This is a genomic window from Microbacterium sp. CGR1, assembly GCF_051062835.1.
Classification (GTDB): domain Bacteria; phylum Actinomycetota; class Actinomycetes; order Actinomycetales; family Microbacteriaceae; genus Microbacterium.
Map to the genome: position 1 here is coordinate 483,450 of NZ_JAOTPG010000001.1, position 24,389 is coordinate 507,838.

At 67.9% G+C, this 24,389-nt stretch carries 23 protein-coding genes; 13 read left to right on the forward strand and 10 right to left on the reverse strand.

Annotated elements, in window-relative coordinates:
* The first annotated feature begins 15 nt into the window (after positions 1-15).
* Complete coding sequence (gene thiL, locus OD997_RS02355; protein ID WP_434330193.1) at positions 16-1,011, forward strand: thiamine-phosphate kinase; 996 nt, start codon at positions 16-18, stop codon at positions 1,009-1,011.
* Here thiL and rsmD read toward each other — a convergent pair.
* A complete protein-coding gene (gene rsmD, locus OD997_RS02360; protein WP_434330194.1) occupies positions 981-1,583 on the reverse strand; it encodes a 16S rRNA (guanine(966)-N(2))-methyltransferase RsmD in 603 nt (200 codons plus the stop codon). The two genes, thiL and rsmD, sit on opposite strands and share 31 nt — an antisense overlap.
* 61 nt (positions 1,584-1,644) lie before the next feature.
* Here rsmD and OD997_RS02365 point away from each other — a divergent pair, with 61 nt between their 5' ends.
* From OD997_RS02365 to mutM, 6 genes are all read left to right on the forward strand, one after another.
* The gene (locus OD997_RS02365) at positions 1,645-3,819 is read left to right on the forward strand and encodes an ATP-dependent DNA helicase RecG (protein WP_434330195.1); all 2,175 of its coding nucleotides are present in this window, start codon (positions 1,645-1,647) and stop codon (positions 3,817-3,819) included.
* A 30-nt stretch (positions 3,820-3,849) separates the two neighbouring features.
* Complete coding sequence (gene coaD / locus OD997_RS02370; protein WP_259159297.1) at positions 3,850-4,347, forward strand: pantetheine-phosphate adenylyltransferase; 498 nt, start codon at positions 3,850-3,852, stop codon at positions 4,345-4,347.
* An 83-nt stretch (positions 4,348-4,430) separates the two neighbouring features.
* The gene (locus OD997_RS02375) at positions 4,431-4,979 is read left to right on the forward strand and encodes a YceD family protein (protein ID WP_434332320.1); all 549 of its coding nucleotides are present in this window, start codon (positions 4,431-4,433) and stop codon (positions 4,977-4,979) included.
* A gap of 2 nt (positions 4,980-4,981) precedes the next feature.
* Positions 4,982-5,191, forward strand: a complete 210-nt coding sequence (gene rpmF, locus OD997_RS02380) for a 50S ribosomal protein L32 (protein WP_028502695.1) — start codon at positions 4,982-4,984, stop codon at positions 5,189-5,191.
* Between the two features lie 17 nt (positions 5,192-5,208).
* The gene (rnc, locus tag OD997_RS02385) at positions 5,209-5,901 is read left to right on the forward strand and encodes a ribonuclease III (RefSeq protein WP_120493022.1); all 693 of its coding nucleotides are present in this window, start codon (positions 5,209-5,211) and stop codon (positions 5,899-5,901) included.
* Positions 5,894-6,757: a bifunctional DNA-formamidopyrimidine glycosylase/DNA-(apurinic or apyrimidinic site) lyase gene (gene mutM / locus OD997_RS02390; RefSeq protein ID WP_434330196.1), complete on the forward strand. Its 864-nt coding sequence runs from the start codon at positions 5,894-5,896 to the stop codon at positions 6,755-6,757. The genes rnc and mutM overlap by 8 nt, the downstream gene beginning before the upstream one ends.
* A gap of 20 nt (positions 6,758-6,777) precedes the next feature.
* On the opposite strand, the gene OD997_RS02395 is transcribed toward mutM, so the two are convergent.
* The 5 genes from OD997_RS02395 to OD997_RS02415 form a co-directional block, all read right to left on the reverse strand.
* A complete protein-coding gene (locus OD997_RS02395; protein ID WP_434330197.1) occupies positions 6,778-8,100 on the reverse strand; it encodes a permease in 1,323 nt (440 codons plus the stop codon).
* Complete coding sequence (locus OD997_RS02400; protein WP_434330198.1) at positions 8,097-8,792, reverse strand: ABC transporter ATP-binding protein; 696 nt, start codon at positions 8,790-8,792, stop codon at positions 8,097-8,099. Before OD997_RS02400 ends, OD997_RS02395 begins: the two co-directional genes overlap by 4 nt.
* An 88-nt stretch (positions 8,793-8,880) precedes the next feature.
* Positions 8,881-9,960 (reverse strand): GNAT family N-acetyltransferase, encoded by a 1,080-nt coding sequence (locus tag OD997_RS02405; RefSeq protein ID WP_434330199.1) that lies wholly within the window; start codon positions 9,958-9,960, stop codon positions 8,881-8,883.
* A complete protein-coding gene (locus OD997_RS02410) occupies positions 9,957-11,045 on the reverse strand; it encodes a GNAT family N-acetyltransferase (protein ID WP_434330200.1) in 1,089 nt (362 codons plus the stop codon). The genes OD997_RS02405 and OD997_RS02410 overlap by 4 nt, the downstream gene beginning before the upstream one ends.
* 13 nt (positions 11,046-11,058) lie before the next feature.
* The gene (locus OD997_RS02415) at positions 11,059-11,340 is read right to left on the reverse strand and encodes a hypothetical protein (RefSeq protein WP_434330201.1); all 282 of its coding nucleotides are present in this window, start codon (positions 11,338-11,340) and stop codon (positions 11,059-11,061) included.
* Between the two features lie 541 nt (positions 11,341-11,881).
* Between OD997_RS02415 and smc the strand changes: the two genes are divergently transcribed.
* The 3 genes from smc to OD997_RS02430 all read left to right on the forward strand — a co-directional run bounded on the left by smc (position 11,882) and on the right by OD997_RS02430 (position 16,942).
* Positions 11,882-15,427, forward strand: a complete 3,546-nt coding sequence (gene smc, locus OD997_RS02420) for a chromosome segregation protein SMC (RefSeq protein WP_434330202.1) — start codon at positions 11,882-11,884, stop codon at positions 15,425-15,427.
* Positions 15,428-15,524: 97 nt separating this feature from the next.
* Complete coding sequence (gene ftsY, locus OD997_RS02425) at positions 15,525-16,397, forward strand: signal recognition particle-docking protein FtsY (RefSeq protein ID WP_434330203.1); 873 nt, start codon at positions 15,525-15,527, stop codon at positions 16,395-16,397.
* A 44-nt stretch (positions 16,398-16,441) separates the two neighbouring features.
* Positions 16,442-16,942, forward strand: coding sequence for a DUF2004 domain-containing protein (locus OD997_RS02430; protein WP_056307950.1), 501 nt, complete (start codon positions 16,442-16,444; stop codon positions 16,940-16,942).
* A gap of 22 nt (positions 16,943-16,964) precedes the next feature.
* On the opposite strand, the gene lipA is transcribed toward OD997_RS02430, so the two are convergent.
* Complete coding sequence (lipA, locus tag OD997_RS02435; RefSeq protein ID WP_056509711.1) at positions 16,965-17,954, reverse strand: lipoyl synthase; 990 nt, start codon at positions 17,952-17,954, stop codon at positions 16,965-16,967.
* Complete coding sequence (lipB, locus tag OD997_RS02440) at positions 17,951-18,604, reverse strand: lipoyl(octanoyl) transferase LipB (RefSeq protein WP_434330204.1); 654 nt, start codon at positions 18,602-18,604, stop codon at positions 17,951-17,953. Before lipB ends, lipA begins: the two co-directional genes overlap by 4 nt.
* A 96-nt stretch (positions 18,605-18,700) precedes the next feature.
* Between lipB and OD997_RS02445 the strand changes: the two genes are divergently transcribed.
* Positions 18,701-19,297, forward strand: a complete 597-nt coding sequence (locus OD997_RS02445) for a TetR/AcrR family transcriptional regulator (RefSeq protein ID WP_434330205.1) — start codon at positions 18,701-18,703, stop codon at positions 19,295-19,297.
* 78 nt (positions 19,298-19,375) lie between these two features.
* Positions 19,376-20,929 (forward strand): signal recognition particle protein, encoded by a 1,554-nt coding sequence (gene ffh / locus OD997_RS02450; protein ID WP_434330206.1) that lies wholly within the window; start codon positions 19,376-19,378, stop codon positions 20,927-20,929.
* Between the two features lie 6 nt (positions 20,930-20,935).
* Here ffh and OD997_RS02455 read toward each other — a convergent pair whose 3' ends face one another.
* On the reverse strand, positions 20,936-21,847 hold the full coding sequence (locus tag OD997_RS02455) for an EamA family transporter (RefSeq protein ID WP_434330207.1): 912 nt from the start codon (positions 21,845-21,847) through the stop codon (positions 20,936-20,938).
* 78 nt (positions 21,848-21,925) lie between these two features.
* Between OD997_RS02455 and OD997_RS02460 the strand changes: the two genes are divergently transcribed.
* Positions 21,926-22,861, forward strand: a complete 936-nt coding sequence (locus OD997_RS02460; protein ID WP_434330208.1) for a LysR substrate-binding domain-containing protein — start codon at positions 21,926-21,928, stop codon at positions 22,859-22,861.
* A 2-nt stretch (positions 22,862-22,863) separates the two neighbouring features.
* Here OD997_RS02460 and glpK read toward each other — a convergent pair whose 3' ends face one another.
* On the reverse strand, positions 22,864-24,378 hold the full coding sequence (gene glpK, locus OD997_RS02465) for a glycerol kinase GlpK (protein WP_434330209.1): 1,515 nt from the start codon (positions 24,376-24,378) through the stop codon (positions 22,864-22,866).
* Positions 24,379-24,389: the final 11 nt, after the last annotated feature.

Below are 24,389 nucleotides of genomic sequence, written 5' to 3' on the forward strand. Positions count from 1 at the left end.
GCTACCTTTGACTGCATGCCCTCCCGACCTCGCGATGACGATCCGACCCTCGGCGAACTGTCCGAGGGGGAGATCCTCCGGGCGATCCTCGCCCGGACCGCGCAGGCCACGCACACGCTGATCGGCCCCGGAGACGACGCGGCGGTGATCGCGGCTCCATCGGGTTCCGTGGTCGCGACGACGGACACTCTCGTGCACGGACCCGATTTCCGACTCGCGTGGTCGTCGGGGTACGACCTCGGCTGGAAGGCCGCCGCGGTGAATCTCGCCGATGTCGCAGCGATGGGCGCTCGACCGACGGCTCTGCTTGTGGCGCTGGCCGTCCCTCGCGACCTCCGGCTCTCGTTCGTCGAGCGACTGGCCGACGGGTTCCGCGACGCATGCGCCGCTCTCGCACCAGGGTGCGCGGTCGTCGGAGGCGATCTGACGGTGTCCGACGTGCTCACCGTCGCCGTCACCGCGCTCGGCGACCTCGAAGGCCGTCAGCCCGTGACCCGTTCGGGAGCGCACGTCGGCGACGTCGTGGCGGTCGCGGGAGAGCTCGGCCACGCTGCGCACGGACTCTCGGTGCTCTTCGGCAGGTTCCGCGACGGAGACCAGCCGGTACCGGTGGATGCCGATGCGCTGGCCCCGGGGGAGAGAGCCGCCCTCGTGGCGCAGCTGAGGCCTTCGCCCCCGATCGGCCTCGGCCCGTTCGCCGCCACGGCCGGCGCCACCGCGATGATGGACATCTCGGACGGGCTCGCTCTCGATGCCCGGCGCCTGGCTGCCGCATCCGAGGTCACGATCGCCCTCGACGGCGCTTCGCTCGGAGGAGACCCGCTGCGTGCCCTCGCCGGCGGTGAGGACCATGCCCTGCTCGCGACGTTCCCGCCGGGGGTGCTGCCCCCGGGTTTCCGGATCATCGGTGCGGTAACCCCCAGGGGCGACCATGATCTGCTGGTCGACGGTGCTCCCGCCGATGTGTCCGGCTGGGATCCCTATCGGGACTGGGACTCGACGTCGGGCTGAGCGCCCTCCGCAGACTGTGCGGGCTCAGCCCACCACAGCGCCGTGTCGCCATACGTCTTCTCACGGATCAGGTCGAGTCCCGCCGCGACGAGATCGGGCGGCGTGGAGCGGCGCGCCCGTTCGATGACGACCAGAGCGTCGGAGGAGAGCAGTGGAGCGAGAGCCACGAGGTCGGCGCTCATCGCGTCGTCGTCGATGTCGTAGGGCGGGTCTGAGAAGACGAGGTCATACGGCCCTGTCGCATGCTGCAGAAAGGCTCGCACCGCGCTCTGATGCACCCTGGCGGCGGGCAACCCGGCTTTGACGAGGACTGCGGCATTGCGGCGCACGACGGCTGCCGCCTCCCGGCCCTTCTCGACGAGATCGGCGCTGGCCGCCCCGCGGCTGAGAGTCTCCAGGCCGAGCGCGCCCGATCCGGCATAGAGGTCGAGCACGCGGGCGCCGGCGATCGCATCCACCGACTCCAGCGCGCCGAACAGGGACTCCCTCACGCGGTCGCTGGTCGGTCGTGTGCCTGCGTGCGGTACTTCCAGTCGCGCTCCGCGTGCCTTTCCGGCGATGATCCTCGTCACCCGTTCACGATACGACAGCTGCGGCGCACGCCGTGTCCGTGCTGCCTCCTAGACTCGGAGCATGTCGCTCACGCTCGATTCGTCTCTGGAGGAGGCGCTCGGCGTCACCCCTGCGAAGACCCTCGATCGGGCGTTCAGCATGAAGACGGTCGGTGATCTGCTCTCGCATTACCCGCGGCGGTACGCCGATCCCGGCGAGTTGACCCCGATCCGCGAACTCCCTCTGGGTGAGACGGTGACGATCGTCGCCGAGGTGCTGTCCTCGAGCGCTCGAGCGATGCGCAACCGCCGCGGCGCGATGGTCGACGTCGTCATCGGCGACGGCATCGGCAAGATGTCCCTCACCTTCTTCGCGAAGAACCTCGGCGCCGCCAAATGGCGTTCGGAAGACCTCGCCGTCGGGCGACGCGGCGTCTTCTCGGGCAAGGTCGGCGAGTTCAACGGCATGACGCAGTTCGCGCACCCGGAATACGAGCTCTTCGACGACGAGGATGCCGCGCGGCGTCGAGCCGATGCTCGGGCGGCCGTGTTGATCCCCATCTACCCCGCCACCGCGAGCCTGCAGACCTGGCAGATCGCGAAGTTCATCACGCGCGTGCTCGATGGGCTCGGGGAGGTCCCGGAACCGCTGACCGCGGAGGTCCGCACCCGTGAGGAGCTGCTGACCGCGCGCGAGGCGCTCGAACAGATCCACCGGCCTCAGACGCGCAACGACATCGACCCGGCCGTCCGCACCCTGCGCATGCACGAGGCGCTGACGCTGCAGACCGCCCTCCTGCAGCAACGTGATGCCGTCCGGTCGCTGTCTGCCACGGCGCGACCCGCGACACCGGACGGACTGCTCGACCGATTCGACGCCTCGCTGCCGTACGAGCTGACTCCGGACCAGCAGACGGTCGGCGCGCAGGTCGCCGAGGATCTCATCGGATCGTGGCCGATGAACCGGCTCGTGCAGGGTGAGGTCGGCTCGGGAAAGACGCTGGTGGCGCTCCGGGCCATGCTGCAGGTCGCCGAGTCCGGGGGACAGGCGGCCCTCATCGCACCGACCGAGGTGCTCGCCGGGCAGCACCTGCGATCGATCGCGAAGATGCTCGGGCCACAGCTGGGGCCACTCGTCATGCCGACGTTGCTCACAGGGCAGATGCCGGCGGCGGAGCGTCGCAAGGCCGCGCTCCGAGTGGCGTCCGGCCAGGCGCTGATCGTCGTCGGAACCCATGCGCTGCTCGGTGAGAAGACGACCTTCGCCGATCTCGGCCTCGTCGTCGTCGACGAGCAGCACAGGTTCGGAGTCGAGCAGCGTGAGGCGTTGCGGGCGAAGGGGTCGAGCCCGCATGCGCTGGTGCTCACCGCGACACCGATCCCTCGCACAGTGGCCATGACCGTGTTCGGTGACCTCGACACATCCGTCATCCGCACGATGCCGAAGGGCAGAGCGGGCATCGAGTCGTTCGTCGCGCCTTTGGCTGAACATCCAGGGTGGTTCAACCGGGTGTGGGAGCGCGCGGCCGAGGAGATCGCTCAGGGACGCCAGGTGTTCGCGGTGTGCGCCGCGATCGACACGACGAAGAAGACGGCGGAGGTGGGGGAGCAGCCGCTCGTCCAGCCCGAGGGTGCATCCGGTCCCCGATGGGGCGTGGTGCAGCTCGACGAGGCGCTCGAGACGCACCCCAAGCTGGGAGCTCTGCGAAGGGCGGTCCTGCACGGGCGTATGCCGTCGGACGAGAAGGACGCGATCATGCAGGCGTTCGCCCGCGGCGAGATCGACCTGCTGATCGCGACGACCGTGATCGAGGTCGGCGTCGACGTTCCCAACGCCTCGACGATGATCGTGCTCGACGCCGATCGATTCGGAGTCTCGCAGCTGCACCAGCTGCGCGGTCGTGTCGGCCGAGGCGGAGTCCCTGGCCTGTGTCTGCTGGTCACCGAGGCCGAAGCCGGGTCCGTCGCACGCGAGAGGGTCGACGCGGTGGCTGCCACCCTCGACGGCTTCGCGCTGGCCGAGGTCGACCTCGATCTGCGCGGTGAAGGCGACGTTCTCGGCTCCGCGCAGGCGGGCGTCCGCTCGTCTCTCAAGCTGCTCCGGGTGGTGAAGGACTCGGGTCTGATCGTCAGGGCGCGCGAGCTGGCTGAGGGGATCCTCGCCGCAGATCCGGATCTCCAAGCCAATCCCGGCCTGCGATCGGCGATCGAGCGACGGGTGAGCGACGACGATCGTGCGGCCCTGGCGAAGAACTGACCTGCAGACGACGTGGCCTAGGCTGGTGGCATGAGCAGCCGGATCGCCGTCGTCCCGGGTTCCTTCGACCCGCCGACCCTTGGTCACCTCGACGTCATCCGTCGTGCGGCCAAGCTGTATGACGAGCTTCATGTGCTCGTCGTGCACAACCCCGGCAAGGAGGCGATGCTGCCGATCGCGCAGCGGATGTCGTTGATCGAGCAGTCGATCGCCGAGGAGGGCATCGGGGACAACGTCGTCGTGGGCTCCTGGAGCATGGGCCTGCTGGTCGACTATGCGCGAGACGTCGGCGCAGGGGTCCTGGTCAAGGGAATCCGTTCGCAGATCGACGTCGCCTACGAATCGCCGATGGCCATCGTCAATCGTCACCTCGCCGACATCGAGACGGTCTTCCTGCTGCCCGATCCTGCTCATGCACTGGTGTCGAGCTCGCTTGTGCGTCAGGTCGCCGGGCTCGGCGGCGATGTCTCGCCGTTCGTCCCGCCAGCGGTCGCGGCGTTCCTCGACACGGGGTCGCGCGGAATCTGAGCGTGCCGGCCGAGGTGTCGCGCACAGCGTGGAACCAGCCCCGCACGACGCAGAGCCGGTACCATTGCGGGGTGCGTTCCCGAATGAGTGGCCCTTTCGTCCTCCCCGTCCGCGACATCGTCCGCAAGCCCGGCGAGATGCGCGAGCATGAGTTCTCCGTGACCCTGCGCGAAGCGTGGGGCGAGGGGATCGTGGCGTATGAAGCAGGATCCGAACTCGACCTCGATGTGCGTCTGGAGTCGGTCCATGAGGGCATTCTCGTGTCCGGAGTGGCCGATGCGGAGTACTCCGGAGTGTGCGGAAGATGCCTGATCGACATCGCTCGGCCCGTCGAAGTCGAGTTCCAGGAGCTTTTCGCGTATCCTGGTGAGGAAGAAACTGACTTCGAGGTTCAAGACGACCACGTGGATCTTGAAACTCTAGTCAGGGATGCGGCCGTGTTGTCGCTTCCATTTCAACCGGTGTGTCAGCCGGATTGCCCCGGGCTCGACCCGGAAACGGGCGAGAGACTGACCGCGAGCACCGGAACGGAGCAGGCCGCTCCCATCGATCCTCGGTGGAGTGCGCTCCAGAACATCACAGACCAAGACGGCACGGAAGAATCTCGTGCCGTCGAGAAAGAAGAGAGCTAGTCATGGCTGGTAACCCCCCGAAGCGCAAGGTATCCCGTTCGAACACCCGCTCGCGCCGTGCGCAGTGGAAGGCGGCGCCCATCGCGCTCGTCAAGACGATCGAGAACGGACAGGTCGTCTACAGCCGTCCTCACCAGGCGAAGGTCGTCACCGACTCGCAGGGTACCGAGCTGTTCCTCGAGTACAAGGGCCGCAAGGTCGCCGACGTCTGAGTCGCGACTTCACGACTGTGACGAAGGTCCCTGGGGGGACGAGACCGCTCCCAGAGAAGCTCCGCGTCGATATCGACGCGGAGCTTCTGGAGTTGGCGCTCACCCATCGCTCCTACGCGTACGAGCACGGCGGGATCCCGCATAACGAACGTCTCGAGTTCCTCGGAGACTCCGTTCTCGGTCAGGCCGTGACCGTGATGCTCTTCACGACCCATCCGGGGCTCGACGAGGGCGAACTCGCCAAGCGGCGCGCGAGCGTCGTGTCGACGGTCGCTCTCGCGGAGGTCGCTCGCGGCCTCGATCTGGGCAGTCATCTGCTGCTCGGCCGCGGAGAAGAGCAGACCGGCGGTCGCAACAAGGACTCGATCCTCGCGGACACCATGGAAGCGGTGATCGGGGCGACCTACCTGTCGGCAGGGCCCGATGCTGCCACCGACCTCGTGCTGCGACTCACCGAGCCGCTGCTCGCCGACCCCGAGCGGTACGGTGCGGCCATGGACCCGAAGACGAGTCTTCAGGAGCTGGCCGCGAAGCTCGGTGCGACTCCGCCCGCATACTCGATCGAGGCGAGCGGCCCCGACCACGACCGCCGTTTCGTCGCGACCGTCGCGGTCGGAGACGTCGCGATGACCGGCAAGGGCAGCAGCAAGAAGACGGCCGAGATGGCTGCGGCGCTCAGCGCCTGGCGCTTCCTCAACGAGCGTGCCTGAGCTCCCCGAGGTCGAGGTCGTCCGGGTGGGACTCGCTCCTGCCGCGATCGGTTCCGTCATCACCGCGGTGACCGTCCTCGATGAGCGGGCTCTGACGCGGCATGCAGCCGGGCCCGCCGACTTCGTCTCGCGTCTTGAGGGGCGCGCGTTCACCGATGCCTCCCGCCGAGGCAAGTTCCTCTGGCTCCCGCTCGACTCCGACGACACCGCACTCATCGCGCATCTCGGGATGAGCGGTCAGATGCTGCTCCGCTCCCCGGATGCCCCTGCAGAGCGGCACGAGCGGATCCGGATGAACATCGAGCATCCTCGGCACGGTGAGCTCGCGATCGTCCTCGCCGATCAGCGCACGTTCGGGTCGCTCGCGGTCGACCGTCTCGTGCTCGACGGGCCGACTCCCGTTCCCACCCAGGTCGCGCACATCGCTCGCGACCCGATGGACCCCCACTTCGACGACACCGGGTTCCTCCTCGCGCTGGGGCGGCGAGGCAGTGCGATCAAGCGGGTGCTCCTGGACCAGCAGGTCATCAGCGGGGTCGGCAACATCTATGCCGACGAATCGCTGTGGGCGGCACGGATCCACCCGGAGACGCCGGCGAGCTCGCTCTCCGCGCAGGCGGCGAAACGCCTCCTCATCGAGGTCCGGACGGTTCTCGCGAAGGCCCTCGCCGAGGGCGGCACCAGCTTCGACGCCCAGTACGTGAACGTGAACGGCCAGGCGGGCTATTTCGCGCACTCGCTCAACGCCTACGGGCGTGGTGGGCAGCCGTGCCCTCGGTGCGGCGGACTCATCAGGCGTGAGGCATTCATGAACCGATCGAGTCACTACTGCCCCCGGTGCCAGCGCCGACGATGACGCTGGCTCCGACCGCACGCTCAGGCGGCGCGGAAGGACTGCGCGAGCAGCGGCCTGGTGATGCGGGTGCTCGTCCAGACCACGGCGATGCCCACGCTCACGACGACTGCGATGGTGAGCAGCGACTCGGGCGCGGTGATGAGAGCGATGCCGAGCAGCGGGAAAACCAGCACCGCGGCGCAGAGTGCTGAACCGAGTGCGGTGACCAGCAGCGGTGACATGATTGCCCGCCGCCGTGCGCTGTCGACTGTCTCCAGCGGCATCCCGAGGTGGTGCAGACTCCGGTGCAGGTCACGCTGATCCAGCACCGACGCCGCCTGGTTGACGCCGACCGATGCCGCGACCATGAGGAACGAGCCGACGAGAGTGATGAGGAGGCCGGTGCGCATGTCGGCCGCGAGGGCGGCATCCGCGCCGTCGAGTGCCTCGCTGCCCATCACGTTCATCAGCGAGACGCCTGTGCCGGCGAACACCGCCATGAAGCTGGCCATCGCGATTCCGCTGACCTGGCGCCATGCGGCTTTCGGAGAGTCGAGCACCATGCGAGCCGCCAACAGTCGATCGGCCCTCTCGGCGCGCCGCAGCTGACGGGATGCGGCGACCTTGAGCACCCACGGGCCGATCACATTGAGGATCGCGAGTGCGACCGCGAACAGGACCGCCAGCACGACGATCGTGGTCGTCAGTCCGGCGATCGAGGGGAAGACCTTCACGAGCGCGAAGACGATCGCGATCACTGACACGCCGATGACCGCACGGAACCAGTGCACAGACGAGGTGGTCGCGCGAAGCCGCACCCCGAGGGGCGAGATGATCACCCTCCGGAGTCCGAGTGCGGCGCTGCCGGCGGCGACGAGCAGGATTCCGCCGACGACCGCGGCGACGCCGACCGGTGGCAGCAGCACTGAGTCGAGGCCGAGCGCCGCTCCACGGAACGGGATGAGTCCGATGAGGGGGGAGATCGCGAGATACGCGATGATCCCCACGAGCGCACCCGCGGCCGCGACGAGAACGGACTCGATCACGGTGGCCACGCCCACACCCACCGGAGTGACGCCGAGAAGACGGAGGGTCGAGAGCCGCTCGTCCCGTCTCCGTGCGGAGAGGCGCGCTGCGGCACCGCCGAGATTCGCGAGCGGGACGACCAGCAGCACCAGCGCGATGGCGGCGAGGGCTTGATAGAGAGGACCGTAGCCGTCGGTCCAGGTCCAGAAGGACTGGGCTCCACCGACGACGGTGAGCACCAGGGCGGTGACGATCGCGAAGGCGATGGCGGGGAGGGCGATCACGGCGTTCTGCCCCTTGGCGGGACGGAGGAGGAGACCGAGTACTGACGGGTTCATGCCTGCACCGCCGATGCTGTGATCTGGCCGTCGCGTACCGAGACGATCCGCGAGCAGCGCGCGGCGACCTCCGGATCATGAGTGACGACGAGCAGCGTCCGGCCCTGTCCGGTGGTCGACCAGAGCAGCGCGTTCATCACCTCCTGCGACGTGTGCGAGTCCAGTGCACCGGTCGGCTCGTCGGCGAACACGAGATCGGCGCCGGTGGCCTGGGCACGAGCGATCGCGACGCGCTGCGCCTGCCCGCCCGACAGCTCACCGATCCGCCGGTCCTCCATCCCCGCAAGCCCGAGAGCGGCGAGCCATGACGCCGCGTGCGCCACGGCATCCGCCCGTTTCACTCCGTTGATCATCGATGCCAACGCCACGTTCTCCACGGCGGTGAGCTCGGGGATCAGCAGGCCCTGCTGGAAGACGAACCCGAACCGCTCGCGTCGCAGCCGCGACCGTGCCGATTCGCCGAGGCCGGTGAGCTCGACCGGGCCGCCGCTGGACGGCTGGAAGCTCACCGTGCCGGTGTCGGGGGTGATGATCCCAGCGAGCACGTGGAGGAGTGTTGTCTTCCCGGATCCGGATGCACCCATGATCGCCACGGACTCACCAAGATGGATGGCAAGATCCACCCCGGCGAGTGCGCGGGTGGTGCCGTAGGACTTCGTGAGGGATCGGGCTTCGAGGACGGATGCGTTCATGCTTCCAGCCTCGCGAGGGGCTCCGATCGGTGCATCGGCCCGGCGGATGATCCCCGCCGTGTCGCATACACCGATCGGATGATCTCCGTCAGATCCTCTTCTGCCACGCACCCGCGTAGGAGACCGCGGTGAACCCGATCGCCTCGTTGATCCCGAGCATCGGACGGTTCTCCTCGGCGTTGAATGTCGAGACCACCGGGGAGAGGGGCATCAGCTCGCGCCAGTGCAGGAGATTGGCGCACTTGACGAGTGCTCCGAGACGGTGCCCTCTGTGGTCGCTCGAGACGAGCGTGCCGAGCTGGTGCGTGACCCCTGTGCGGTCCGACGCGATCAGGAGCTCGTTGTAGGCGACGAGGTCACCGGTGGGGATGTGCTGCACCGCGACGACCGACAGCGCCTGACCCGCACCGGTGAGACGCTTCTCCCGTCGGACGACGCGCTCGGCGTCCCAAACCTCGGCGACGAAGTCCATCTCGCCGCTCGGCGCATCCGTCGAGAGACGGGCGAGGATCGCCGCGTAGCCCTCGCGGTGTTCGGGCGGCGTCGGAGCGAGCCACTGCAGCACCCGATAGTCGGGTCCTGCCGCGGTCTGCGCGGTCTCCATCGCCTTGCGGAGGGGAGCGGGGTCCGAGCGCAGATCGAACTCGCTGTTGCGCTCGACCTGTTCGAAATCGTAACCACGGGCCTCGAGGGCGTCCGACAGCGGGATCGCCGGGATGCGGCCCCATCCGGTTCGCGGAACGATCATCCGCTCGGTCTCGAGCGGGCGGTGAAGCGTCCAGATCTGCACGAGTGAGCGACCGTGCGCGCGTGCCTCCGTCTCCGCGAGGGAGAGCAGGGCATCCTCGACACCGCGCCCCCAATGACGCTCCGGCACCATCAGGTCGACCTCCGCCGCATGCGCGTCCTCTTCCTGTGCGTAGTCGATCGTGATCATCCCCACGATGTCGTCTCCGAGACGGGCGACGAACCCGGTGTGCAGAGTGTCAGTGCTGTCCTGCCACCCGGCAAGCAGCTGCGCGGCGTCGGGCGCGATGTCGGGCAGGCCGACCAGCTCATCGCAGATCTGCCGGTTGAGCTCCCCGTAGGCGCGGAAGTCCGCGCCGTCGGCATCGCCCAGCGACTTCGGGACGGTCAGCGCAGAGATCGTCAGCGCGATGGTCGTCATGTCAGTTCCTTCTTCCAGGCGCCTTCGTAGGCGATGGCGGTGAAGCCCATGGCTTCGTTGATGGAGAGCATGGGACGGTTCTCCTCGGCGTTGTAAGTGATCACCGTGTGCGACTCCGGAGCGACATCGCCCCAGGAGAGCAGTGCGGCGCACTTCACGAGCTGCCCGAGACGGTGCCCTCGATGCTCGACCAGCACGAGCGTGTCGTGCTGGATGGTCGTCGCCGTCGGATCAGGTCCGATTCCGAGTTCGGTGAAGGCTGTCAGCTCACCGGAGGCGATGTGCTGGGCGACCGTGACCTGCATGGTCTGGCCCATCTCCTCGATGCGCTTCTCGCCCTCGATCAGGCGCTCGGCGTCCCACGACTCCTCATCGGTCTCGAGATCGCCGGACGGAGCGTCCGTCGACATGCGGGATTTCAACCAGGCGTAGCCGGCGGCGTGCTCGGGCGGGGTGGGGAGCATCCACTGGACCACGCGGTAGTCCGTCGAGAACGCCCGGGCCTCCTTGTGCAGTGCTCTCGCGCGATCGCGCGTCTCCGGTGTGACATCGAGGCGGCTCACGCGGTACACCTGCTCGAGCGTGAAGCCGTGACGCGTCAGGAATCGGGCCACATGGTCGTCCGGCACGCTGCCGAATCCGGTACGCGCCTCCATATGGGGCCCGTCGCTCGCAGGCTGCTCCGTCCAGTTCTGGATGATCGTGCGACCGTGCTCTCGTGCGACCGCCTCGATGTGGGGCAGCGCGGCCGAGCCGATGCCGCGCCCCCATACCCGCGGATGGATCTCGATCGACGCGATGGCCACGCGCGAACCCTCCTCATGCGGGATGTCGACGACGGCGCGGCCGACCATCTCGTCGCCGAGCCTGACGGCCCACACCACGGTGGTGCGCTCCTTGCGGGAACGCAGGAGAGGCAGCAGCGCTTCAGGTGTGAGGTCCTGCTCGGTGCGGCCGGTGAGTTCGCGGTAGATGGCGTTGCGGACGCGGGCGAGTTCGCGGAACTCGCCCGCGTCCGCCGCATCCGCCCGTGCCGGCAGCACGAGCGGATGCAACGATGCACCGTCGGTGAGAGCAATGCTCATTGTGATCTCCAGGTCAGCGCAGCTGACGCTGCAGGTCGTACGTGAGCAGTGCCAGCGTCTCGCCGGCCGCGCGCTCTCGTCTCTCGAGAGGCGAGCCGTCCGAATAGACGGGAGACGCGGTGCGGCGTTCCCGGCGAGGACGCTGAGCCCTCTGGAGCAGCCACAGGCCGATCCGGAGGGAGAGACGGTCCGCGAGCGCGAGGCGCCGCAGTTCGTCGGGTGCGGGGATGTGGAGGACCTGTTGGCCCTCCGTATCCGGAGGGTGGGTGATGCTGCGGTACAGCGTGGTGTTCACGATGATCCTTCGAGATGAATGGTGTGGATGGGTGAGGCGAGCACCTGCGCAGATCACCGACAGGTGCCCGAACGGGTGCGGAGAGTCGAGAGCCCGGGTCGCGAGAAGGCGATCGCCGGGGTCGGCGGGAATCCGTGATCCGAGAGCGGATCAGAGGGTGGGCGCGGTGACACGCGTCTGAGGGATGCCCCTCACGGGGCGACGACCTGCGGCTGGCGCAGGACACAGTCCTCGAGCTGCGGTTCTACGAGAGCGCAGTGGTGCGGACGCCGGCGGTTACCGAGTGCGCAAGACGCGGCGCGAAAGGCGCGGCGAGGCCAGTGGCCTGTGCGTTGAGTGTGATCATCATCGGTAACCTCCTTTCGTGTGGCGATCCGGAGGTTACGGTAGCGAAACCCGGGCGTGTCCGTCAAGCACCGTAGGCGTGGACCGGCGTGTCGCGCCGTGTCCCGGTTCGATCGGGACCCGCGCGGGATGCCGGTTCTGAGCCGTCATTCCGGTAGCGTATGGGCGTGATTCACCCCCGAAGCGCGGCACGCGCATGCATCTGAAGAGCCTGACCCTCAAGGGGTTCAAGTCCTTCGCGCAGCCCACGAGTTTCGTGTTCGAACCGGGTGTCACCTGCATCGTCGGACCCAACGGGTCGGGCAAGTCCAACGTCGTCGACGCTCTGGCCTGGGTCATGGGTGAACAGGGCGCCAAGACTCTCCGCGGCGGCAAGATGGAGGACGTCATCTTCGCCGGTACCTCGACCAGGGGCCCGCTCGGCCGCGCAGAGGTGCAGCTCACGATCGACAACAGCGACGGGGCGCTGCCCATCGAGTTCGCCGAGGTGACGATCAGCAGGACGCTGTTCCGCAACGGGGCGAGCGAGTACGCGATCAACGGCGAGAACTGCCGACTGCTCGATCTGCAGGAGCTGCTCAGCGACTCGGGACTCGGTCGTGAGATGCATGTGATCGTCGGTCAGGGACGTCTCGACACGGTGCTCCAGGCGTCGCCCGAGGATCGTCGGGGCTTCATCGAGGAAGCGGCCGGAATCCTCAAGCACCGGCGCCGCAAGGAGAAGACCCTCCGCAAGCTCGATGCGATGGAGACGAATCTCACGCGCTTGAGCGACCTCGCCGGAGAGATCCGGCGTCAACTGAAGCCGCTCGGCAGGCAGGCCGAGATCGCGCGCGAAGCGCAGACCATCGCAGCCGTGGTCCGCGACGCCAAGGCGCGTATCTTCGCCGACGACGTCGTGGCGCTTCGCACTGCTCTCGCCGATCACACGCGCACCGAGCATGAACGGCACACCGAGCGTCTGGTGCTGTCGGACCAGGCAGAGGCGGTACGCGGGAGCATCGCGCGCCTCGAGCAGGACCAGAACTCGGTCGCCGTCGACCAGGCGAGGGGAGTGGCCTTCGGCCTCGAGCAGGTGCAGGAGCGGATGCGGGGGCTCTACACCCTCGCGAACCAGCGGCTCGCGCTCCTCGGATCCGATGAGGACGACGCCGCGGTGACCGCCGTGACGGTGACGCAGAGCACGATCGACGAGGCGAAGGACGAGATCACCGAGATATCAGCCGGCCTCGGCGATGCCCAGGACGCAGCGACCGTCGCGAGCCGCGAGGTCGTGAATGCCCGAGCCGAGCTCGACACCCTCGATGTGGACATCGCCGAGCAGAGCGCCCTGGTCTCCGAGTACGACATGCGGCTCAGCGCGCTCCGCGGAACGGCCGATGCTGCAGCGTCCGCCCTCGCCGCGGTGCGCGGCGCGGTGTTGCGTCAGGAGAACGCTCTCGAAGCCGCGAATGCGCGTCGTCGCGAGGCCGCTGAGGCACTCGAGTCGATCGACGAGGCCGAAGCGCCCGAGGGTACGGCGGCGGAGCACTCGGCCGCGTACGAGACCGCGCAGCGGGCGGCGACAGTCGCAGAGACCGAGCGCGAGACGCTCAGGGAGCGACTGCATGCCGCAGAGCGCGAGGTCGACTCGCTCACGGCGAAGTCGGCGGCACTCGGCAGCGCGCTCGCGATCTCGGGAGGCGCTGCCGAGATCGTGAAGACCGGCGGTGCAGGCATCCGGGGGCTTGTCGGTGACTCCGTCCAGGTCAGAGCCGGTTTCGAAGCCGCGATCGCGGCAGTGCTCGGCTCTCTCGCCGAGGGGGTGCTCGTGGACCGGGCATCCGACGCGTTCGCACTCGCGCACGAGGCTGCGCAGCAGCGCAGAGGCGTCGTCGACTTCGTGGTCGCAGATGCCCTGCGACCGACCGTCGATCTGCCCTCGCTCGAAGGAGTGACGTCCGCGATCGACACGGTGACCGCTCCTGACGGAGTGATGGGCATCCTGTCTCACGTCTTGATCGCCGAAGGGCTGGACGCTGCGCGCACAGCCCGTGCGTCGCTCGACGCGATCAGCGACACCACGACGACGATCGTCACGACCGGGGGAGATGTCGTGACGGCCCAGACGCTGCGCACCGGCTCCGGAGGAGAGCGATCACGTCTCGAGCTCGCGGCCGAGCGCGATGCCGCGAACGATCGTCTCGCAGAGGTGCAGGTCATCGTCGATTCGCTGCGGGAAGCGCGCGAAGATGCGAACGAGACCGTCGAGAGCACCCGTCGCCACGCGAAGGACGCCCTTCGATCGCTTCGCGAGCACGATGCTGCTCTCGCGAGCCACGCTGAGCAGGTCAACCGCATCACCGTGACGCACGAGTCCGCTGTCGCGGAGTGCGAGCGGCTGGAGACCGGCCTCGCTCAGGCGCAGTCCGCGGTCGAGGATGCCGAGGCGAAGGCCGAGGCGGCGAAGGCCGAGCTCGAGGCTGCGGTGTCGGCGCCTCGTCCGGTGCTGGACGCCTCGGCGCGCGACGGGCTGCTCGATGCCCTCGAAGTCGCACGCGAGGGGGAGGTCCGGGCACGGCTCGAGATCGAGACCCTGCGCGAACGGGTGCGCGCAGCGCAGGCGCGTGTCGCAAGCCTCGAACGCCAGCGCGAACAGGAGCGGGACGCAGCAGCCGAGGCGGCGCGCCGCGCGGTGATCCGCCGTGCACAGCGAGAGGCGGCATCCGGTGTCGCCGGCGAGCTTCCGCGCATCCTGGACTCGATCGACCGATCGGTCACAGAGGCGCGGGTCGCTCTGGCCGAGGCCGAGGCCGCGCGGTCCGCTCAGAGCCAGGAGCTCACCGCTCTTCGGTCTCAGGAGACGTCTCTGCGCGAGCGGCTCGCCGGTCTCACCGAGAGCGTGCACGGGCTCGAGCTGCAGATCCACGAGAAGAAGCTCCACCTGAACAGCCTGCTCGAACGCGTCGCTTCCGAACTCGCGCTCGACGAAGATATTCTCGTTGCGGAATATGGACCCGATCAGCTCGTTCCCCGAGATCCCGGCGTGGACCACACCGCTGACGACCTCGCAGACGACACCGCCATTCCGTTCGATCGACGCATCCAGCAGCGACGCCTGGCCGATGCTGAGCGCAAGCTGGCACAGCTCGGACGTGTCAACCCGCTCGCGCTGGAGGAGTTCGCCGCCCTCGAACAGCGTCATGCATTCCTGACCGAGCAACTCGCCGACCTGACGCAGACGCGGCAGGATCTGCTGACGATCATCGCCGACCTCGACGAGCGCATGCAGACGATCTTCGCGAGCGCGTTCGAGGACACGAGGGTGGCATTCGGCGAGGTCTTCCCGCTGCTGTTTCCCGGTGGATCGGGAAGCATCTCGCTCACCGATCCCGACAACATGCTCACGACGGGCATCGAGGTCTCGGTTCGTCCCGTAGGCAAGAAGATCGAGCGTCTGTCGCTGCTCTCGGGCGGGGAGCGCTCGCTCGCGGCCGTCGCCCTGCTGGTCGCCATCTTCAAGGCCCGTCCGAGCCCGTTCTACATCCTCGACGAGGTGGAGGCTGCGCTCGATGACGCCAACCTCGGCCGACTGCTCACGGTCTTCGAGCAGCTCCGCGAGAGCTCGCAGCTGCTCGTGATCACGCATCAGAAGCGCACGATGGAGATCGCCGACGCCCTGTACGGCGTCTCGATGCGGCAGGACGGCGTATCCGCTGTCGTCGGTCAGCGTGTCGGGGACCGCGCCGCGGCTGCCGGCTGACCCGAGAAGCGGGCTTACCGCCTGAGGGCTCCGAAGTTGTGCTCAGAGCGTAGGCGTGGGCCGCAAGCGCTTGCGACGCTACCCGTAGGCTGGAGTCATGGCGGAGAAGTCCTGGTCCCTCACCCGTGCGCTGCGCGGGATGTTCGTCAAGCCCACCATCGACGAGACGACATGGGAGGACCTCGAGACGGCGCTCATCACGGCCGACTTCGGCCCCGACATCAGCGAACGCGTCGTCGAGGAGCTCCGCGAGAAGGTGGAGCGGTTCCGAACGACCGACCCTCAGGACCTGCAGCGGATGCTCCGTGAGACCCTCGAGGAGCACTTCGCCAAGTTCGACACGACTCTGAAGCTCACCGAACGCCCGGCCGTTGTGCTGGTCGTCGGGGTCAACGGGGTGGGCAAGACCACAACCATCGGCAAGTTCACCAAGTTCCTGCGCGGCTTCCAGCGCAGCGTCGTCGTCGGAGCCGCAGACACCTTCCGTGCGGCAGCCGTCGATCAGCTCGCCACGTGGGCTCAGCGCGGGGGAGCGGCCATCGTCCGTCCTCAGCAGGAGGGTCAGGATCCGGCATCCGTCGCGTATCAGACCATCGAGTACGCGCAGCGCGAAGGCATCGAGATCGCGATCATCGACACTGCCGGCCGGCTGCACACCAAGGGCGGTCTGATGGACGAGCTCACCAAGATCCGCCGCGTCATCGAGAAGCAGGCGCCGATCAGCGAGGTCCTGCTCGTCCTCGACGCCACCACGGGCCAGAACGGCGTCATGCAGGCCGAGGCGTTCCTCGAGCACGCCGGCGTCACCGGCCTCGTCCTCACCAAGCTCGACGGCTCAGCCAAGGGCGGCTTCGTGCTGGCGGTGCAGGAACGTACCGGTATCCCTGTCAAGCTTCTCGGGCAGGGCGAGGGCATCGACGATCTCACCGGATTCACCCCCCATGTCTTCGTCCAGTCGCTCGTCGGCTGAGCACAGGACTACCGCCGCGAGCACGAGGCTGGTTTCATAGCGTTATGGCGATCGAACACGACTACTTCGGACTCCTGTCCTCGGGACCGGACGGCTCGATCTTCTGGTCTGAGACGGTGGAGCTCGGCGACCAGAGTGTCACCGTCGATCTCACGGCCCCTGACCAGGACGACGTCTCCGCTGATGCCCTCGACATCGCGGCGTCTCTCATCGCGGGGCTGGAGAACGTCGACGCGACCTCGCGGCGCGGCATGCTCTCGGAAGTCGACGACCGCACGAGCGAGGTGACCGAGTACATCCTGCAGCAGCAGGAGGCCTACGGCGACGAGCTCGAAGACGTCCTGGTCGATGTGAGCGGCGACGCCGCCGTCGACATCATCCGCTCGCTACGGCTGATGAGCATGACGATTCTGGCCGACGAGCACGGAGGATCCGAGCCTTTCGCCGTCCTCGAGTACGCGCTCGACGCCGGTACCACCGACGACGTGCTGCTGGTGAACCTCGGTTCCGACGGCAGCGTGCAATCGGTCATGAGCGCCGACTGACGCCCATGACCGATCGGGCGGCTCAGACCGCCTGAGCGAAACCGAGGTCGGCGCTGTCGGCGATGTGCGCCAGGTGCGCGGGGATCTCGCGTCCCTTCGACACCATCGACTGCGCCCAGAGCCGGCCTGCGCGGTACGAGGAGCGCACCAGGGGTCCTGCGAGGACACCGAGGAAGCCGATCCGCTCGGCTTCTTCCTTGAACTCCACGAACTCCGTCGGCTTGACCCATCGGGCGACCGGCAGATGGCGAGGCGACGGCCTCAGGTACTGCGTGATGGTGATGATGTCGCAGCCTGCGTCGTGCAGGTCGTTGAGAGCCTGGACGACCTCCTCGGGCTCTTCGCCCATTCCGAGGATCAGGTTCGACTTGGTGATGAGTCCGGCGTTCCGCCCCTGCGTGATCACGTCTAGCGAGCGCTCGTAGCGGAAAGCCGGGCGGATGCGCTTGAAGATGCGCGGCACGGTCTCGACGTTGTGGGCGAACACCTCGGGGCGGGCATCGAAGATCTGCCCGAGGAACGCCGGGTCGGCGTTGTGCTCGTTGGCGAGCAGTTCGACGCCGGTGTTCGGGTTGAGCTCGTGGATCTTGCGGACAGTCTCGGCGTTGAGCCAGGCACCGGTGTCCGGCAGGTCGTCGCGAGCGACGCTCGTCACCGTCGCGTAGCGCAGGTTCATCCGCACGACGCTCTCCGCGACCCGGCGAGGCTCGTCGGTGTCGTAGGCGTCGGGCTTCCCGGTGTCGATCTGGCAGAAGTCGCAGCGCCGTGTGCACTGCGAGCCGCCGATGAGGAACGTCGCTTCACGGTCCTCCCAGCACTCGAAGATGTTGGGGCAGCCGGCCTCCTGGCAGACGGTGTGGAGATCCTCGCTCTTCACGAGCGAGTGCAGAGCCGTGTACTCGGGCCCCATCTTCGCCTTCGTCTTGATCCATTCGGGCTTGCGCTCGATCGGGGTCTCGGCGTTGCGGATCTCGAGGCGGAGGAGCTTGCGTCCCTCAGGTGCGGCGGTCATGCGGGGACTCCTGCGTGGTCGGCGGGCGAGTATTCGGCGAGGAAGGCGGCGGAGACTGCGCCGAGGATGTCACGGGGGGAGACGTCGGCGGCGACGACCTCGCTCACGGTCGTCACTCCGGCATCGGTGATGCCGCAGGGGATGATGCCCCGGAATCCCGAGAGGCTGTTGTCGCAGTTGATCGCGAAGCCGTGCATCGTGACTCCCTGTTGCACGCGCACTCCGATGGCCGCGACCTTGTCCTCGGAGAGCGGGCGACGGACCCACACCCCGCTGCGGCCCTCGACCTGGTACCCGTCGACGCCGAGAGGACGAAGCACCTCGATGAGGATGCGCTCGAGCCGACGGACGTGTGCGACGACGTCCATGGGCTCCGGCAGTCGGACGATCGGATACCCGACCAGCTGTCCCGGTCCGTGCCAGGTGATCTTGCCACCCCGGTCGACGTCGATCACCGGAGTGCCGTCCTGCGGTCTCTCCTGCGGTTCCGTGCGCTTTCCGGCGGTGTACACGGCTTCGTGCTCGAGCAGGATGAGGGTGTCCGGGCGCGTGCCGTCGACGACATCGGCGTGGGTGCGGCGCTGCAGATCCCACCCGTCCGTGTAGGGGATGTAGGCCGGAGCGAGTCCGGGAGTGAGGATGTCGAGCATGATCAGGTCGCTCTCATTCAATAAATGGATTGCGTCTAAGAATACTCCTCCTCGTGATCCGCGGCACGCTGCACCGACGCGCGGTAGCGTGAGAGCATGAGGAGCACGAGCCGAGCAGGGCGCCCCAAGGCATCCTCGCGCGAGACCCTCGCCGAGGCTGCCTGCGAGCTGTTCCTCGAGCGCGGGTACGACGCCACATCCGTCGCCGACATCACACAGCGCGCGGGCGTGAGCCGCTCGAGCTTCTTCAACTACTTCTCGTCCAAGAGCGACGTGCTGTGGTCCGGACTGGACGACCGCATCTCGAGTGCGGTCGAGGACCTGGCCGCCGTCGGCGATGATCGTGACGGGGTGGAGGTCAGACGCATCCTCGCAGGCCTCGTGGACGGCTTCGCTCCCGACAGCCTCGCACTGGCCATGACGAACTCCTCGGCGATGGGACTCGACGATGAGCTCGAACAGGATGCCGCGCTGCGCCAGGCGCGACTGGCGGCCGCTCTGGCGGATCTCGCGCGTCGATCGGGCGTTGCCCCTCTCCCTGCAGACATCGTGGCAGCAACCTGGGCTGCCGCGGTTCTCGCCGCCGTGCGGGCCTGGGCGGAGGGCGGAGCCGGGCGCGGATCGGTCGGAGACAGGTTCGCCGACGCCGTGCGCATGATCGGCCGTCTGCCCTGGGGTTCCGCGCCGGCGTGATCGACGGTCCGGATCAAACCGCCTGAGTGCGTCGTGAGCGCGGAGAAGCGGCGAGATTCGCGTAAACTCGGTCTCACCATGGCTACCTTTGGCACGCTCTCCGATCGGCTCACCGAGACCTTCCGCAATCTGCGCACGAAGGGAAAGCTCACCGCGGCCGATGTCGACGGCACCGTACGCGAGATCCGTCGCGCTCTGCTCGACGCGGACGTCGCGCTCTCCGTCGTGAAGGAGTTCACTGCCAAGGTGCGCGAGCGTGCCCTCGGCGACGAGGTCAACAAGGCGCTCAACCCGGCGCAGCAGGTCGTGCAGATCGTCAACGAGGAGCTGGTCCAGATCCTCGGCGGCGAGCAGCGTCGTCTGCAGTTCGCCAAGACCGCGCCGACCGTCATCATGCTCGCGGGCCTCCAGGGTTCGGGTAAGACCACGTTCGCGGGCAAGCTCGCGAAGCAGCTCGAGGGTGAGGGGCACACACCTCTCCTCGTCGCCGCCGACCTCCAGCGCCCGAACGCCGTCAATCAGCTCCAGGTCGTGGCCGAGCAGGCCGGTGCCACCGTCTACGCTCCCGAGCCGGGCAACGGCGTCGGCGACCCGGTCAAGGTCTCCCGCGACGGTGTGGAGTACGCCCGTCGCCAGCAGCACGACGTGGTCATCATCGACACCGCCGGTCGTCTGGGAGTCGATGCAGAGCTCATGAAGCAGGCATCCGACATCCGCAAGGCGACCGACCCTGATGAGGTCCTGTTCGTCATCGATGCCATGATCGGTCAGGATGCGGTCAACACGGCAAAGGCATTCCAGGAGGGCGTCGACTTCACCGGCGTCGTCCTGTCGAAGCTCGACGGTGACGCGCGCGGTGGTGCCGCGCTGTCGGTGGCGTCGGTCACCGGTCGCCCGATCATCTTCGCGTCGACCGGAGAACGTCTCGAGGATCTCGAGCCCTTCCACCCCGACCGCATGGCCAGCCGAATCCTCGACCTCGGCGACATCCTCACCCTCATCGAGCAGGCCCAGCAGGCCTTCGACGAGGACGAGGCCATCAAGATGGCCGAGAAGCTCGCGACCGAGCAGTTCACGCTCGAGGACTTCCTCGACCAGCTTCAGCAGATGAAGAAGATGGGGTCGATGAAGAAGATGCTGGGGATGCTCCCCGGCATGGGCCAGATGAAGCAGCAGCTCGAGGACTTCGACGAGCGGGAGATCGATCGCACCGAGGCGATCATCCGCTCGATGACCCCCGGTGAGCGCCGCAACCCCAAGGTGCTCAACGGATCACGTCGTCTGCGCATCGCGCGCGGTTCCGGCATGACGGTCACCGATGTCAACCAGCTCGTGCAGCGCTTCGACCAGGCCGCCAAGATGATGAAGACCGTCGCCCGCGGTGGCACCCCGAACATCCCCGGTATGGGATCGATGCCCGGCATGGGCAAGCCGGGGGCTTCGTCGAAGCGCGGCAAGAAGGGCAAGTCGTCGGGCGGTTCCCGCTCGGGCAACCCTGCGAAGCGCGCGGCCGAGAACGCGGGGATCGCGACCGCGACCACCCCGACCGGTTCAGGATTCGGTCTCGGCGGGGCCAAGGCTCCCACCGAGGCGGACCTTGCCGAGATACAGAAGCTCTTCGGCAAGAACTGACGATCGTCAGGAACGGGACGCCTGCAACAAGTGCTCCCGAGCAGGGGGCCGTGACCGGCGTGACATCCTGAGCGCCGTCAGCTGTCCCACGATGAGGGCGACGAGCACCAGTGCGATTCCGAGCGCCTGAAGCGGCGTGAACGTCTCGCCGGCCACGAATGCTCCCAGCAGCGTCGCGACCACGGGGGAGAGCAGGGCGAGCAGCCCGGGGGCGATGACCGGAAGCAGCTGGATGCCCCGGAACCACAGCGTATAGGCGAGCAACCCGCCGACCGAGCCCAGCCATACGTATCCGAGCACGGCTTCACCGTCGATGGCGGTGGGAACGCCTTCGAAGAGAAGAGTGAGAGGCAGGAGCACGAGACCGCCCGCGGTCAGCTGCCACCCCGCATAGGCGATCGGTCCGACGCCGGCAGGACGCCCCCAGCGTTTGGTGAGGATCATGCCGAGAGCGGTCGCGGTCACGCCACCGACCGCTGCGAGGATGCCGAGGGCGTCCAACTGTGCGGCCGGACCCAGTACGACGAGAGCGACGCCGCCCGTTCCCACGACGGCAGCGGCGGCGGTGAGTGGGCGGATCCGGTCGCGGAGCACGAGCGCGCTCATGCCGAGGATGATCAGGGGCTGCGCTCCCGCGACGGCCGCGGCGACTCCGCCGGGCAGCCGTTCGGCGGCCAGGAAGAGCAGGGGGAAGAACGCCCCGATGTTGAGGCCTCCGAGCACCAGAGACTTCAGCCACCAGCCGCCGGACGGCAGGGTCCTGCCGATCGCCAGGGCGATGAGCCCCGCGGGGAGTGCGCGCAGGAGCCCCGCCAACAGGGGGTGACCGGCGGGAAGCAGCTCGGTGGTCACGAGGTAGGTCGTTCCCCAGGAGAGGGGAGCCAGCGCAGTGAGGAGCAGGACGGACACTCTTTTCATACCTTCAGCCTGAACCTTTCACCGGGATGAGTCCAAGGCATGGTTGTCACCGCTTTCATGAAGAGAGATCATGGAGGTGTGGATCTTCAGCAGCTGAGGTACGTCGTCGAGGTGGCATCAGCGTCGAGCTTCACGCGCGCGGCGGAACGGTGCTTCGTGACACAGTCCGCACTCAGCCATCAGATCGCCGCCCTCGAGCGCGAGCTCGGACAGCGTCTCTTCGTCCGCTCCAGCCGCAGCGTGCGGACGACCGAGGCGGGGGAGGCCTTCCTGATTCACGCGAAGTCGGCGGTGATGGCGGCCGACGACGCCCGTGAAGCCGCTGCAGCCTCTGCCGGGCGAGTGGTGGGCACCCTCCGCCTCGGCGTCATCCCCACGGCCAGTGCGGTCTCAGTGCCGCGGGCCATCGCTCGCTTCCGCGAAGAGCATCCTGATGCTCGGATCGAGCTCTCTGTCGGCAACAGCGACACCCTCGCCGATGCGGTGCGGAGGGGCGACCTCGATGTCGCACTGCTCGGACTGCGGGAGGAGGCCGTGCCGAGGGGCGTCGCGGCCCGGGAACTCGGTCGCGAGCGACTGGTCCTCGCGGTGCCGCCGACGCATCGCCTTGTAGGTCGGACACGTGTCCGGCTCTCGGACCTCGCCGACGAGGTCTTCGCGGACTTCCCTGCCGGCACGTCGGGTCGTGCGCAGGGAGACGCCGCGTTCGCCGCATCCGGCATCTCGCGCGACGTGGCATTCGAGGCCGATTCGTCGGAACTGCTGCTCGGACTCGTCTCGGAGGGGCTCGCGGTCGCGCTGCTGGCGAGGGGTGTGATCGCCGCATCCTCTGCGGAGGCGATCGCCATCGAGCTGGCCGACGGCCCTGTCCGTGTCCAGTACGTCGCGTGGGACGACCGTGCGCCGCGCAGCGTCGCGACCGCCTTCCTTCGCGTCGTCGAATCCGTGATGCGTCCCGGGGGAGACGAAACGGGCCCGGAGGAATCCTCCGGGCCCGCCTCCTCAGAACTCTGAGGTCACTTCACGTCCTCGTCGACCCAGTCCATCGACTTGCTGACGGCCTTGCGCCACAGGCGCAGCTGGCGGTCGCGCTCGGCGTCCTCCATCGACGGCTCCCAGCGGCGGTCCTCCTGCCAGTTGGCGGACAGGTCGTCCAGACCGTTCCAGAAGCCCACAGCGAGCCCTGCGGCGTACGCGGCGCCGAGTGCGGTCGTCTCGGCGACGACCGGACGAACGACCGGAACGCCCAGGACATCGGCCTGGAACTGCATCAGCGCGTCGTTCGCGACCATGCCACCGTCGACCTTGAGCTCGGTCAGGTCGACGCCTGCGTCGGCGTTGACCGCGTCGAGCACGTCGCGGGTCTGGAATGCGACTGCCTCGAGTGCCGCGCGAGCGATGTGGTTCTTGTTCGCGTAGCGGGTGAGGCCGACGATCGCACCACGTGCGTCAGGACGCCAGTACGGAGCGAACAGGCCCGAGAAGGCCGGCACGATGTACACGCCGCCGTTGTCGTCGACCTGCTTCGCGAGCTCTTCGACCTCGGGAGCGGATCCGATGATGCCGAGCTGGTCGCGGAGCCACTGGATCAGGGATCCGGTGACGGCGATCGAGCCCTCGAGCGCGTAGTGCGTCGGTCCGTCGCCGAGCTTGTAGCCGACGGTGGTGAGCAGCCCGTTCTTCGAGTGGACGATCTCCTCGCCCGTGTTGAAGATGAGGAAGCATCCGGTGCCGTAGGTGTTCTTGCTCTCACCCTTGTTGAAGGCGGCCTGGCCGAACGTCGCGGCCTGCTGGTCACCCAGGATGCCGGCGATCGGGGTCTCGCGCAGCAGCGACGAGTCCTCCGCGGCGCCGTACACCTCGGAAGAGGAACGGATCTCCGGCATCATCGAGCGCGGCACGCCGAACGCCTCGAGGATGTCGTCGCGCCACTCGAGCGTCTCGAGGTCCATGAACATCGTGCGCGAGGCGTTGGTGACGTCGGTCACGTGCACACCGCCGTCGACGCCACCGGTGAGGTTCCACAGCACCCAGCTGTCGGTCGTGCCGAAGACGAGGTCGCCCGCCTCGGCCTTCTCGCGTGCACCCTCGACGTTCTCGAGGATCCACGCGATCTTGGTGCCGGAGAAGTAGGTGGCGAGCGGGAGGCCCACGACGGGCTTGAACCGCTCGACGCCGCCGTCCGCCGCGAGGCGGTCGACGATCTCCTGGGTACGGGTGTCCTGCCAGACGATGGCGTTGTAGACGGCCTTCCCGGTCGTCTTGTCCCAGACGACAGCGGTCTCACGCTGGTTGGTGATGCCGACGGCTGCGATGTCGTGACGCGTCAGGTCGGCGCGGCTCAGGGCGAGACCGATGACCTCCTGCACGTTGCGCCAGATCTCGGCGGGGTCATGCTCGACCCAGCCGGCCTTCGGCAGGATCTGCTCGTGCTCCTTCTGTCCGGTCGCGACGATGCTGCCCTTCTTGTCGAAGATGATCGCGCGGCTGGAGGTGGTGCCCTGATCGATGGCGATGATGTAGTCGGCCATTGTGTTCTCCT